We start from the raw sequence: 13,919 nt of genomic DNA on the forward strand, positions 1-13,919 counted from the left end.
GACGCCACGCGAGTCCGGGTACCGCAGGACATCGATAGTGAGGTGGTCTCCGGTCACGCAACCGCGATCCCCGCACCCCCGGCAGCATCTCAGCCGGGTCTGCGGACACAGAAGGCCGGCGCGGCATCAGGGTCGGCAGATGGTGTAGCAGTTCCTCCGGAGCCCGGGTGCAGACACAGCACCCGGGCCCCTCCACGTGTTCCACAGAGAGGTGCAATGACCGCGGACGACTCGTTCGGCCGTCTCAATGACGACGACTACCCCGCCTACACGATGGGCCGGGCCGCCGACATGCTCGGCACCACCCAGAGCTTCCTGCGCGCGATCGGCGAGCACCGCCTGATCACCCCGCTGCGTTCCGCGGGCGGCCACCGCCGCTACTCCCGCTACCAGCTGCGCATCGCCGCCCGCGCCCGCGAACTCGTCGACCAGGGCACGCCCATGGACGCTGCCTGCCGCATCGTCATCCTGGAAGACCAGCTCGAAGAAGCCCAGCGCATCAACACCGAATACCGCCGCGCCTCAGACCCGGTGAACCCACCGGCCGCGGCCTGATGTGAGAGGACCGGCGCTGATGCGCCTTGGAACAGCGGGCCCGCGGGAGCGGGGCATGATCTCTACTCCTCGGCGGGCCGCCCGCCCCCACACCCCCACGGTGGTCCTCGGGGCCCGCCGCGGCCTTATCCGCCTCGCCGGTGAACTCGACCTGGAGACCGCGCCCGCTGTCCGCGACGGGGTCCGCAGGTGCCTCGACACCCGCCCCGACCTGCTGCGCATCGACATCAGCGGGGTGTCCTTCTGTGACTGCTCCGGGATCGGCTCCCTGCTGTGGGCGAAGGACGAGGCGGCCCGCGCCGGAATCGGTTTCCATCTCATCGGACCGCTCCAGCCCGTCGTCGCCCGCGTCCTGGACGCCACCGGCACGGCCGCCCACTTCGGCCTGACGCAGGGGTACGGCGCGCAGTGGGAAAGCCACCAGCGCGATGTGACCCGCACGGGCAATGGGGCAAGGCACTCACCACCACCAACGGGTGTCCCATCCGCCGCGAGGTGACCGTGGGCCCGGGACGAGACTCCGCGATCTTCAGATGAGCCGCGCGAGCCGGTCCGCGGTGGCCGTTTTTCTGGAGGCGTACTCTCCAGTGTCGTCCGCCTGCGAAGGGCCGTAGCCGCCTTGCACTCGGGCAAAGGCGCGGGCGCGGCCGGGACAGTGGCGTCCTCGTTCAGAGGCGCTTGGCGCTGCGCAAGGTGGCGGCGTAGTAGCCGCTGCCGTCGAGGCGGGAGGCACCCCCCTTGTCGCCGATGGTGGGGCCGTTGGCCTCCTCGCGGCTCGATATGAAGATCTTGTGGCCGTCCGTGTCATTGCCGAGGTACATGCCGGTGTGATCCAGGCGATCGCCGGTGCGCGTGTCGAGTTTGAAGAACACCAGGTCGCCCGGCTGGAGGACGTCGATCGAAGCCGGCCGGTCCTTCGCGGCGACGCCCTTGAGCGGAAGGACGTCCACGCCGGTCTTCGAGCGGGCGATGCCGTTGGCGGTACGGGGCAGTCCGCTGCCGCCCGCGTCGGTGGCCGCCAGCGGGAAGCGGCCGCGGTAGCCGAAGACGGTCCGGATGAACCCGGAGCAGTCCATGGCCCGGAACTTGGGCTTCTCGGGCTGCTCGGTCGTGCCGTCGCGGAAGGTGTAGGGGATGCCGAGGTAGTCGTAGAAGTCCGACTGCTCCAGACGCAGGTCGTTGCCCGCGGAGCCGCTCGGGTTGATGGGCCCGAAGGCCGCGTCACCCGCGTACTGGACGCCGGCCGCGTCCTTCTTCACCGGCGCCTTGTCACCGTACTGGAAGGCGATCGCGAAGACGTCGTCCTCCTCGCTGCCGTAGTACTTCTTGAACCAGGCCTGGAACCACTGTTCGCGCTCCGCGCCGCTGCGCCAGGGCTCCGGCAGGAGGCGGACCCAGGCGTCGGTGACGACCTGCGTCTGCGTGGTGTGCGACTCGGTGAAGGTGCGGCTCTTGCCCGTGAGCGTCGCGGTACGGGCCCCGTCCGTGAACGTCGCGAGGACGGCGCCGTCCCCGCTGCGCAGCACCGAACGCTGCGGGTTCTTCAGCCGCTCCCACTTCTGGGTGCCGTCCTGGCCGCCGCTGGCGTTGCCCTTCGCCGCCTGGTCCGTCACGCGCGGGACCGCGGGGGCTTGATTCTGTTCCTCTTGGCGCAGCGCGTACGTGAAGTACGCGCTGGCGGCCAGCAGACTCGTCACGACGACGGCGTGCAGGAGGGGGCGGGCGCGGCGGCCGGCTTTGGCGGTCATCGGTGCTCCGGATGGTGCGGTGGTGACGGTGGACGGGGCTGGCATCGGTCAGGCGTGCGGGAGGAAGCCGAGCAGGATGCCGGATGTCAGGACGACGTACGTCATGAGGGTCGCGGACCCGGTGGCGAGGAGCGTGGCGCCCTTGGGCTGGCGCACCAGCTGGTAGGCGATCAGCCCCGGGACAATGAAGCCGAGGGTCTGGTTGGCGTACAGCAGGGGGAACTTCATCTGCAGCACGATCACCACCGTGGCCTGGAGAAGTACGCCGATGAGGACGACGGCCGCGAACAGGCGCTTGCCGTAGAGGATGACGAACTTCTGCGTGAGGAGCGTGAGCGCATACGTCAAGGCGGTGATGCCGACGACGAGGGCCGCCCGCTGCAAGTCCTCGATGAGGGTGAGGGCGAGCCATCCGGGGGTGATCATACCGCCGGGGGAGAGGTTCGTGGTCAGGTAGCAAAGGAGGGAGAACAGCAGGCCCAGTGCGATGCCGATCGCGGCTATTTCAGGGGTCAGGACTGCGGGGATCAACGGGTCTCTCCTGGGCTCTGCCATTGCGGGTCGGGATAGTACTGCTGAGGTTCCTGCGTCCGGAGCGGCCACGCCTGTGGGGACTGCGGCTGCGGCGCCTGGTACTCCTCCAGGCCCTGCTGCGCGTAGGGCTGCTGCCCGTATGGCGGGGCCTGACCGTAAGGCTGCTGCGGGGGGTGGACGTACTGCTGGGGCACGGGCGGCTGCGTGAACCGTGCCTCCTGTGCTGCGGTGAGGTCCGCGTAGGGGTCGATGTGCGGCACGTACTGGTGGTGCTGCGCGCTTTCGACTGACGGGGCCGCGGGCTCGGGTTCGTCCTCGAAGGCGGGGAGTTCCGCGAGGTGCTCCAGGAGGATCTCGCCCTGGCCGTGGATATTGCCGATGGCCACCAGTGAGGAACTCTCGCCGAGGTGGCCGAGCAGCTCGTGCATGAACTCCTCGCCGTCGCGCTGGTCGCCGCCGAGGTCGACGGCGCGCGAGCGCCACTCGGCGGGGATCGCGTCGATGGCGCTCTTGGACGGGTGCCCGATCACGAAGACCTTGTCGGGCATCAGGTCGGGGACGATCTGGCCCATCTGACCGTTGCGTTCGACCCGGTCCGGCCGACAGTTGATCACCACGTTCAGCGGACGCTCGATGGCCCCGAGGTCGAGGAGCTGGTTGATGTTCATCAGCGTGGACTCGGGGTCGTTGGCGGCGAAGACGTTCGCGAAGCGCACCCGCTTGCCGCCGGGCGCGACGTACCGCTCCACGGAGAGCACACCCGGGTCCGGCGGAGCGTCGTACATCCCCTGGAGCGCGGTCTTCCGGTCGACGCCGAGCAGCTCGGCGACGGTGAACGCGATGGCGACGTTCTCCTTGAAGGTGAACCAGCTGAACCCACGCAGCTCCTCGTCACTGACCGTGTCGGGGTCGGCGTAGATGAGCTTGCAGTTACGCGCGTCGGCCTCCTCCTGAAGGACGTGGAAGCGCTCCTTCTCCGCGGTGACGCAGATCCCGCCGTGCGGCATGGAGCGCGACAGGGAGCGCCCGATGTCATCGAGAGTGGGGCCCATCTCGGCGACGTGGTCCTCGCGGACGTTGCACAGCACGCCGATCGTGGACTGGATCAGCTTTGACTGGTTGATCTCCTGGAGCGCGGGCATGACTGCCATGCACTCCATCACCAGGGCATCGGGCTGGTAGGCGGCCGCCCGGCGGACGATACCGATCTGCTCAACCACGTTGGCGATGCCGAACTTGCGGTAGACGGGCTCCTCGGTGGCATCCGGGTGGATGAAGCGAGCCGCGGTGCCGGTGGTCTTGGCGACCGTCCGCAGGCCGCCGCCGCGCAGCGCTCCGGCGCACAGCCGGGTGATGGAGCTCTTCCCGCGAATGCCGTTGACCAGGACACGGTTCGGTATCTGGGCGAGGTTGGCGTAGTGCCGGCGCTGCTCGATGACGCCCGCGACCAGCATGATCAGGCAGCAGACGAGCAGCACACAATAGAGGAACAGCACGGTGGATCAATTCCTTCCTGACGCGGGGGCGCGGCCGGACGTCGGGCCGGTACCCCCGGCGTCCCGCTTGCGCTGCTCCAGCAGCTGCTGACGGATGACTTCCAGGCTGCGGGTGACGGCGCCGACCTCGTCGTGATGGGTCGGGTAGACGACGGTGCGGCGCTCCCCGTCCGCGAGAGCCTCGGCGCGCTCGGCGAGGACGCGCAGCGGCCGTACCACCACGATGTGGAGCCAGCCCAGGCAGGCCGCAGCGCCGGTGAGACCGAGCAGACCGGCCAGCACGGTGCGGTTCTGTGCGGTGTACGCCGCGATTTCCAGTCCCTTGGCCGGCTGCCATGTGACGACCGTCCAGCCGAGCGGCTGTGCCACTCCGCCGCCGGACATCGGCGCGGCGGCCGCGACGGAGAGGGTGCCTCGGCGCAGCAGGGAGCTGTCGGCGCGAGGGTCCTTGTCCGTCTTCTTGTTCACGCTCGTCACCAGTGCGTTGAGTTCGGCGTCCGGCAGTTTCGTGAAGGCCCGGTAGCCGTTGTTCGCGCCGACCACGCGGTGCTTGGCGTCCAGTACGCGGACCTCGCCCAGGCCGGGCCGCTTCAGCAGGGCGTTGAGGAAGTCGATGTGCAGCTCGCCGACCACGGCCCCGCCACTGAGGCCGGGTGCTTGCGCGTACTCGGTGATGACCGGCTGGTTGCCGCTGTCGACCACGGTCACGGGGTCCCGGGAGGGGGCTTTGCCGGCGCTGTGGTGGGGCTTGCCGCCAGTCCTGGCCGTCACGGTGCCGTCCGGTGTCAGTACGTAGAGGGACTCATAACGCGGGTGTTCGGCGCGGGTGCGTTCCAGGAGCGCTGTCATCTCGGCGGGGGTGGTCTTGGTGTCGATGGCTGAGGCGACGGACGTGAGATCGGCATGGCCCTCGTTGAGGGCCCGGCGCACGCGGTCGGCGAGGGTGTCGGTGCGCTCGCGCTGGTCGTTGACGATCGTCTGGGGCACCTTGACCGAGCTGCCCGCGCGGTTGAGCGTCAGCAGAAGCGGCGCAGACCACACCAGCAGCAGCACGCCACAGACCACGAGCAGGGCGCGCGTTCCGATCCGGCCCCGGCGGCCGGGCCGGGGGCTTTCAGCGGTGGCACCGGAATCGCCCAGCAGTTGTCGGCGCAGCCGGTCGAGGGCGGCGCCGATCCGGGCGGCCTCACCGTATTTGGGGAGGGTGACGGGCCGGTTCAGGTCGCCGCGGCCGATCCGGCGGCTTTCCAGAAACAGGCGGAGCAGCGGACGCTGCACTGTGATGACGAGCAGGGCGACGGCCAGCGCGCCGAGGATGAGCAGGCCCCCTGCCGCGGTGATCCAGAAGAAGGAGTCGACGACGGCGGAACGTTCCTCGGAGACGCCGACGAACGAGACGACGGTGAGGCCGAGTGCGGTCGCGTCGGTGCCCACTCCGGGTGCCGAGCCAGCGAGCTTCGCGTAGCCCGCCACGGAACGGTGGCCGCTCTTGGAGTCTCCCTGCAAGCTGCCACTGACACCGTTGAAGCCACCGGAGCCGGGGTCCTTGGCCTGAAGGGGATGCTGCTTGGCCTTCTGGGCCGCGCTCTTCGCGAAGCTCTTGAGCTGCTTGCGTTCCTGATCCGAGGTGACCCCGTTGCTGTCCAGAACCTGGCCGGAGGCGTCCAGGACGGCGATGGCCCGAGACTGGCCGAGGCTGACACCCGGCACCTTCAGGCTGCTGGAGGCGACCAGGAGCTGCTGGGGGCGCCCCGGCCAGGAAAGCAGGGCCAAGGTCAGCAGACGGGTCTCGCCCGTCTCCAGGCGCACCATGCGAGGGGCAAGACCGGAGACGTTCAAGTCGCTCGGATCAAGGGCGGCCAGCGGGAGGTTCTCGCCACGCTGCGCTTCGAGCCGACCCGACTTGATTTCGATGACGGCGGTCCCGCGCCACTTCTGGTAGACGCTGCCGAGCTTGTCGAGCACGGTGTCGGGCGAGGCGGGCTCACCGGCGCTGAACAACGCGGCGGTGCGCCCGATGTCCGTGACGCTCTCGTCCAGAGAGGCGCGCAGGGCGACGGCGCCGTCTTCGGCGAAGTACTGCTGTGAGGTGAGGACGGCCGGGGGCACGGTGCCCTTGCCCACGCGGCCGAGCTGGAACGCGGTGAGGGCGGCGAGGGTCAGCAGCAGGACGGACAGGGCTGCGATGGGCGGGCGGATGCCACCCAGCAGCGACATGTCCGCCCTGCGGCGGATCCGGCGCCGCCGCCTCGATCGCGACGCGGCCAACGCAAACTCCTCTTCGTTCTGCCCTGGAGCCGATGCGCCAGGGCAGGGTGATGGTCTTTGGGAACGGGCCGCACTGCAGGCGCAGGGGCAGCCCGGGCGTACGGCCGGAAGCAAGGGGTGAGCAGACCGGGCAGGGGCGCAGACGCACTCAGCAGACCCGGGGCGCCACGTCGGGGCGGGCTCGGCCGCTCACCGCGGATGGGGCAAGATGCCCGAGAGGCTCCCGGCGACGCACCCACCTGCCCAGTATCGGCTCACGCCGCAGCCGGCCCCGGGGAAGCCGGGCCGACGGGCGCGCCGAACCGAGGATCGAGTGAAGAGCAAGGAAAGAGCGGCATTCCGATATTTTCATATGACTATGAGGGCATCATTGACCAGGTGGATAACGATTACGGCACTGTGTGGCGCCGCTGCTGCGATCTGTGCCGTTTTGGCGCTGCTCGTTGTAGGTTCGTCCGGCACGCCGTCCGTACGCCGGGCCGACGCCGGACCGCAGCAACCCGCCGGTAGTGATCTCGAGGAGCGCATCGCCCGGTTCACCGCGGGTTTCGGCGAACACGGCGGCTACCGCATCCCCACGACAGACGAGCGCACGACACTCTCCCAGGCCATCGCGTTCGTACTCGACGGCAGACCGGAAGACGCACGGACCAGGCTGGCCACGGTCGGCTACACGATCGAAACGGTGACCGACTCCGTCAGCGGGCGCCGGTACGCGGAAATGGCGGACGGGCTCGGCGAATCGGGGCGCGAGAGTAGAGGCTGGGGGCGCGTGTACATCGACCTCGACCATCCTGCGCGCTGGTCGGTGCAGGTTCCCCACCCACTCGCCGACGCCCGAACCGAGCTCCTGGGCGCCAGAGTGCTGCGAGGAGCGCCGGGCGGGATCCTGGTCATCGCCGGAGCACACCGCAACGCGGGCAAGGACGGCGCCGCGGACATGGCGCACCGCAGAGACTCCGTGTTCAACGCGGTGATCGACGAGCTGGCGCACCGGAGTCTGCCGGCGATCCAACTGCACGGATTCGCCAACGATTCCTTCCCCGGGCGCGACGCCGTGGTGTCTACCGGCGCCGGTGACAAGGCCAGGGCGGACGCGGCGCAGCTGTCCGCATCGCTCCGACGCGAGGGCCTCAACGTCTGCACGGCGTACACCGAACGATGTCGCCTCTCGGGAACCGAGAACGAACAGGGCCAGCTCGCGGCCGGAAAAGACCTCCGCTTCCTGCACATCGAGCTGAACAAAACGGTTCGGGGAGACGATGAGACCCTCGACCGCGCCGCAGCCTCAATCACCCAGCTCACGGACAGCTGGTACAAGCTGTGACCGAGATTCCGGATACCGCGGAACGTATTACATCGCGTCGGCCGGCCCGACCATCAGGCAGGCTGTGTCGCCGAAGAGGCTGAGCAGTCCCCGGCGTGGCGGGGATTGGCGTGCATCGCTGAGCTGCTGGACCTCCCCGCTTCCATCGCGTCCTGGTCCGCTGCCGGGTCGCTCGCCTGTCTTAACTGATCGTTTCAGAATGAAATGCGTTGAGGTGCTTGGCAGTTGGGTGTGGTGTTGGCAGGGTGGGTCGGATGTCTGTCGCTCCCGTACCTGATGACCTGTGGGAACGTGTCGCCCCGCTGCTGCCGGAGCGACCGCCCAGGCATTACCGGTATCCGGGGCGGTCGCCGGTGGATTTCTCCGCTGGGCGTGGTCCCGCGACCGCCGAGTTCCGCACCGTCGGTATGTCACCGTGGGCACTTCAGAGCATCGGCCCCTGCGGCGATGACCATGGCAAGCCGGTTTGCGAAGGCAGCGTTGCATCCTCCGAGCCGCACGAAGCCGTGGCCTGCCACCGGCCCGTCGTTGCTCAGAGACGGAAGGGTCATATCTGCGAGCGCGAGCGCCGCCCGGAGGCTGGTGACGGCGTCTTCGCCGGCCTGATAGGCGGCATCCTGGACGCGCTTGTACTGAACTCGTTCAGCGTGGGTCATCTCGTACGCCATGTTGCTGACCTTTCGTAGGAGGCGTGGGGGTGGGCCGCCGGAGCGCGTTATGTGTTCGGTTTCGGAGACGCGTGGCACTCTTGCCCGGTGCACCGGGCGCCGCGCACACGAGTTCCGCAGCGCCGCAGCGCTGATCGCCGCGGCGGCGCACGCCGCCGTTGCCGACGGTGCGGGCCCCCGCTGCCGGGCATGACCCTTCCCTGCGGCACGCCGCTCGTGCGTGTCCCAGTGACCGGACCTCGACGTCTTGGGGTGTGGCGCCGGGTCCGGGCCGCATCGCGGCGGACCGGTTCGTGTCCGGCCGCGAGGGGATAAGAACTGGTAGACCGTCCGACTGAGTCTGCACGCGGCCCGTGACTATCGGATTCGATCTTCGTTTCAAAGGTGCAGGCGAGCGCACCTTCGACGTGTGGGAAGGACCGGGTTGGTCAAGGAGTTACCGGTCGCTACCGCCGTTGCTCTTCGCGGTAGCCCCCGATGGGAGGCCCGACCCCGGCCCTCGGGTGTCGTCGTCCGCCAGCGCCGTCTCGGTTGTGGTGCTCGCCCCTGGTTCTCCCTCCCGGAATGGAACAGCGGACCGGCCCCCTCGACGGGACGACTGCTACGCGGCCGCGGCCAGACTCCAGCGACGGTACCCACGTGTGCCCAGCACTCGTGTGATTGTTCACTGACCCTTGCCGGGCCGACAGGTGAAGAGTCCGGAGGCGGCCCTCGCACCACTGGTGCGACGTCGATCGCCGTCCTGGTCCCTCGGCGCTCCGCCGCCTGTTGCAGCAACCGGAACCCGCTCCCCGAGTCGAGGTGTCCTGCGGGGAACTGCGCAGGGGGCACTGCCTCACCCGTAGGACCTCCATGCGCACTACCCGAATCTGTGGCTGTGCGACGGAGAGCGGCCCGCGCTGTTGTCTGCCACGGGGTAGCCGGGAGGGACACCGGCCTCGCCGCCTCTGGTCGCGGCCGTGTGTCTGAGCTGAGCGGGCGCAGAGGGCGACGGGTTTCGGTGTCGTGGAGCGGCTTGGCGAGGCGGTCGCGTGAGGGTGATCTGGCGGACTAGCTGTTGGAAGCAGGCCAGCGCCGCGACGGCGGGAAGGGCGGATGCCGCCCCGGCGGCGATTGTTCTGGGTGCCTGGGCTACGCACAGGAGCGTGGCCAGGGTGGAGAACAGCAAGACAATGGACCAGGAATGGAGTGCGCGGCGCTGATGCAGGGCGGATCTGAGGATGGACAGGGAGGCAACCATCCACGGGCCGTAGATCAGTAGGGGCCACCAGATGACCACTTCACGGGCCGTGTGGGGTGCGGCGCTGTGGCGCAGGGCATCGCAGATGGCCAGCCCGCTGAGGATGCTCACCACAGCCGCAATGGCGGCGACCAGCGCGGCGGTGAACAGACTGCCCGTTTGGAGGAGGGCCGCTACCGGCGATTTCGACGGGTTGCGTCGGTGTCCGCTGGAGGGTGGCGTGGGCGCGCGCTCGGTAGCGGTGCGCGTGGGCCATGCGGCGAAGCCGATGGCGCTGGCCGTGTCACCAGTGTTTTCAAAACTGCCCTGGTTGAAGGGCTCCGGCTGCCCGAGTGCGGCGCTCTCTTGAAGAAGGCTGGCGAGTTCCGTCGCCGGGTCCCAGGGTGGATGCGCCGTTCCGGGCCCGCCGAGCGGTTGCCGGGGGGAGGGGTGCTGTACGTACTCTGACCGGCTCCAGAACGCGGAGGTCTCCGGCTGAGGGTGGAGACCGTGGATGTCCGGGTATCCGTATGTCTCATACACGGGAGCTGCTACCCGAGCACTCGTCGACGGCTGTTGTGGAGGGCGCCGTCCCACCCGACCGCCTGCCGAACTCGCCCTGGAGCGTGCTCATCGTACGGAGGAAGTCCTCCAGGATCGATGAGGAGTAGCTCAGGTCGATCTTCAGGCTGTCGTGTCCCAATGTCGCGTTCCGGGTCTCGCCATAGTCGGTTGAGCGCGGAGTGAACGTCCACTTCCCGATCTGGGTGCTCCCGGCGTGAATGTTTCCCCCAGGTCCGTCTTCCTCTTCAGCCCTGAAGAAGGAAGCGGCGGGGTTTGCTGTTGTCATATTCCATAAACGGCGCCGATGCCGGTTTGGGTGTGTGCCATTCGGGTGACGGTGGTCGATGGACAAGTCTTGACGCTGTCTTTTCGGTCCTTTTGGCGACCCAAGGATGCAGCAGCCGCGGTCTTCCGTCGCGGTGCAAGCGGGGATGGAGTGGGGCTCGATGAGGGCCATAGGGTAACGGGCCCTCGCACGCGGCTCGTCCACCTGCGCCCGACCACCCGCTCGGGCGGCGGATGCCCCCGCATTCCCCTCCATGGTGGTCCCATCGTCGGCCCGGTTGACTTCGCTTCCCAGGTATCGGACAGCCACGCGACCCGCGCCGATCCTCCGGTGGGCTCCCGTGAGGTCGGCTGTGAGCTCTCATCTGGCCCCGTGCTCGCCGACTGATGATCGGTCAATAGGTCGAGATGTCAAGGCCGACAGCTTGCTGCGCATGGCTGCAATCGGAGGACGGGGCGCAACTCTGCATATGCCAGTGCGTTATGCCGAACGATCGCCTGGGCTGCGGTCCTGTGCGCCCCTTCCATCCCAGCCTTCGAAAGGACAAGCTGTGGGAAGCATCCTCCTGTGGATCGTGCTCATTTCGGCTGCATTGGGCGCTGGTTTCACCGCACTGAGGTCGTCAGGGACTGGTCGTCTCTGGGACGTGGACGCCCTTGAACTAAGGCGCCAGCAGCGCTTCAGGCGCGTCCTGTCCCTCCATGTGGACGCTACCCGGCTGTCTCGTGCGTCAGCCGTGACGCCGGTACGGTCATGGGAGGAACATACCGGCGTCAATCCCTTGTCTGGGTGCGGAGCGGGGCCCTACGGCAGGGAGCCCCGTCAGAGGTCGGCCTCACGGGCCGGACTGCACTCCTGACGTCCTGCCACACCCCTACGGGGCTACGCCCTGCTTCCTCCGCACACCAGTAGGCAGCTGGAAGGGCCGCTGATAGCGATGAAGGACCCTGGCAATACGGACATATTCGCGCGTATAAAAACCCCGGCAATACGGACCTCGCCGCGCGTAGGTAAACCCCGGCAATACGGACATTAGTCGAGGCCTGTAAAAACCCCGGCAATCCGTGCATTGCCCCATGCCGAATTGCGCATGCGGAACGTTCCGCCCAACTTCTGTTCTATGCACCTCTGTATAAGACGCTTGGGAGATGGTGAGACATATCTCAATCGAAGTGGTTATCATCCGACGATCGCCGGGCCGCACACTTCCCTCGGGGCGTCCCTGAGGGCAGGTCATGTCGAGCTGGAGCTTTTCGAACATCCGGGCCCAGTCGGTAAGAAGGATTGTATGAAGAAGACCTCCCGTGGTGAGTCGGCCGCTCGCCGCCCATGGTTGGCGGCAACACGGCTAGCGCGAAGGGTGCGGGCGGTGCTGGCGCAGGTCACGCGCCGTCTGGCCGAAGCAGGCACCGCTGGCGAAGCGTGCCCGTCCGGTATCAAAATGAGCGTGATAGAGGCACTTCAGGATGAGTACCGGGCGGGTTTCTCCCTGTCCCTGCCCCTGCCCCTGCCTCGAGGGGCTGTGGACGACCGCCGCGAATGTCCGTGGTGTCGTTCTCTTCGGATTTCCGAGACTGGTAGCCGGCCCCCGGCGGGCTCTGCCGGGCCCGCGGAGGACCATCAGTCATGAGCGAAGGGTCCTATCCATCGAATCGAACAGTGTGATCGGGTGACTGGCATCACGCTCCCAGCCGCCGCCACCCGGGCGGCGTACCGGCTGAGGGTCCGGTGCCGGGATTGCTGAGCCGGCTGGGCGAGGACACGGAGCTGCGCCCGGCCGCGGTGCCGGCCGCTTCGAGGAGCCCGAGGGTGTCGCGGACGCCCCCGAGCTACAGCGGATCGTCCTGGACGTCACCGCGGTCGTCGCTACCCGGCCCTGTCTACCCGCCCGTTGTGCCCGGCCCCGCCCCTGGCTGCCCCGCGGGACCGTCACCTTCGCCGACTCCTCCATGCCCAACCTGATGCTGCCTGCGGCGTGGCGGCCGCCTTATTCTGGCCGGCCCGCGCCCTCTCGGCAGGGCCGTCTCCTGGACCTCATCTCGGCCCGCGGCCCCTTCGCCGGATGAGTTGTGGGAGTTGTTCCAGCGGGCGGCGCCTGAGGCTCCGTAGCGGGCTCAGGGTGGTGGCCGGCGTCGCCGTGGTGCCCCGGGAGTACTCGCCGCGATCGTGTTCGCGGCCACGTCGGGCCGTACCTGGCAGCAGCTGCCGGCGGCATCGTGCGGGCCGTCGTGGGCAACGGCTCACCGGCGCTTCTCCGCGCCGAGCCGAACCCCAGCTCCGGCGGCAGGAGTTGCCCGGCAATGTCGTTGCACCGCACGTACAGGATCCCTGCAGGCGCAGCCGGTCCGCCACCGGCCGCGGCCCCGGCGACCGCTCCCGCCAAGGCGGCAGCAGCGGTTCGATCAGCAACCACAGGTCGTCGTCAACGATCCACGGTCGAGTACTCACACCATCACGAGCGGCCGAATCCTCACACCGATTACGCCCGCCCAGGTCGCATCAGCAAGATCCTGTGACGAGCTCGTAGCCTCCGGTGAGTAGCTTGAGGCGAGTCTCTTGGGGCGCCCAGGAGTACGCGTCAGACCGCCGTTGATACCCCCGTGTACGGGCTTGGGCCGCGATGGTCCTGGGCTGCCTCCGACCGGTGGATGTTGTCGGCCCGTAGTCCCGCACTGTCCAAGGTGATGTTGAAGAGGACTGCCTCGCCCTGGCGCAGAGGGCGCTCCTTGTCGTGAACTGCCGATGCTTCTGCCTGAACGTCAGGTCCGGCGCCCTCCTGGCTGATGAGACCGATACCCCGGTCAGGGTCGAACCACTTCACGACACCGCAGGGCGACACGCTTCGCGTTTCCTGCCTTCCGTTCTCGTCGGATCCGGAAGCCGACACTGTCCGCTCGCTCCCCGCCGATGGGGAGGGCGTGAGCGGGGTTGTGAAGCAGCGGACTCCAGCGCGACCGCATCCGGCAGGCGCCTCTCGCGAACAACGCGCCGTACCGGCGCGCCTTCTCGCCGACAGCACCTGGCCCCTTGTGGACCAGCATGTGCCGGGTCGTATGTGTGGGTGAGTTCGATCTGGATACGTCCGGAGGAACCCGCGGTCAGGCAAGGACGCCCGGTGACGGCGGCGCGGCCGGCCAGCTCCCACGCTCGTGGCGCCCTCGGCCTCACCGCGAAGGACGCCGTCGACAACGGGTACGGGCACGGTCACCGGCTTCCGCACCCAGGCCGTCGAGGAGACGGCAGACTGGCCGCGA

9 protein-coding genes are annotated in these 13,919 nt (G+C 68.4%); 3 read left to right on the forward strand and 6 right to left on the reverse strand.

Annotated features, from left to right (window positions below):
* Nucleotides 1-216 precede the first annotated feature (216 nt).
* Entirely contained in the window at nt 217-555 is a 339-nt protein-coding gene (locus QMF80_RS22450) for a MerR family transcriptional regulator (protein WP_283456010.1), read from the forward strand.
* A 55-nt stretch (nt 556-610) separates the two neighbouring features.
* Nucleotides 611-1,054, forward strand: coding sequence for an STAS domain-containing protein (locus QMF80_RS22455; protein WP_283456011.1), 444 nt, complete (start codon nt 611-613; stop codon nt 1,052-1,054).
* Nucleotides 1,055-1,223: 169 nt separating this feature from the next.
* Here the strand turns inward: QMF80_RS22455 and QMF80_RS22460 are convergent, their stop codons facing one another.
* Genes QMF80_RS22460 through QMF80_RS22475 form a run of 4 tightly spaced genes read right to left on the reverse strand, consistent with a single transcriptional unit; the run spans nt 1,224 to nt 6,550 of the window.
* Nucleotides 1,224-2,303, reverse strand: coding sequence for a C40 family peptidase (locus tag QMF80_RS22460; protein ID WP_283456012.1), 1,080 nt, complete (start codon nt 2,301-2,303; stop codon nt 1,224-1,226).
* Between the two features lie 48 nt (nt 2,304-2,351).
* The gene (locus tag QMF80_RS22465; protein WP_283456013.1) at nt 2,352-2,834 is read right to left on the reverse strand and encodes a poly-gamma-glutamate biosynthesis protein PgsC/CapC; all 483 of its coding nucleotides are present in this window, start codon (nt 2,832-2,834) and stop codon (nt 2,352-2,354) included.
* A complete protein-coding gene (gene pgsB, locus QMF80_RS22470; protein WP_283456014.1) occupies nt 2,831-4,333 on the reverse strand; it encodes a poly-gamma-glutamate synthase PgsB in 1,503 nt (500 codons plus the stop codon). The genes QMF80_RS22465 and pgsB overlap by 4 nt, the downstream gene beginning before the upstream one ends.
* A 6-nt stretch (nt 4,334-4,339) precedes the next feature.
* A complete protein-coding gene (locus QMF80_RS22475) occupies nt 4,340-6,550 on the reverse strand; it encodes a HAMP domain-containing protein (protein ID WP_283456015.1) in 2,211 nt (736 codons plus the stop codon).
* 481 nt (nt 6,551-7,031) lie between these two features.
* Between QMF80_RS22475 and QMF80_RS22480 the strand changes: the two genes are divergently transcribed.
* Nucleotides 7,032-7,928, forward strand: a complete 897-nt coding sequence (locus QMF80_RS22480) for a hypothetical protein (RefSeq protein WP_283456016.1) — start codon at nt 7,032-7,034, stop codon at nt 7,926-7,928.
* A 410-nt stretch (nt 7,929-8,338) separates the two neighbouring features.
* Here QMF80_RS22480 and QMF80_RS22485 read toward each other — a convergent pair whose 3' ends face one another.
* Nucleotides 8,339-8,596 (reverse strand): M35 family metalloendopeptidase, encoded by a 258-nt coding sequence (locus QMF80_RS22485; RefSeq protein ID WP_283456017.1) that lies wholly within the window; start codon nt 8,594-8,596, stop codon nt 8,339-8,341.
* A 4,647-nt stretch (nt 8,597-13,243) separates the two neighbouring features.
* Nucleotides 13,244-13,885, reverse strand: a complete 642-nt coding sequence (locus QMF80_RS38370; protein WP_502962899.1) for a cold-shock protein — start codon at nt 13,883-13,885, stop codon at nt 13,244-13,246.
* Between the last annotated feature and the right edge of the window lie 34 nt (nt 13,886-13,919).

Source organism: Streptomyces sp. G-G2, assembly GCF_030063135.1.
Taxonomy (GTDB): domain Bacteria; phylum Actinomycetota; class Actinomycetes; order Streptomycetales; family Streptomycetaceae; genus Streptomyces.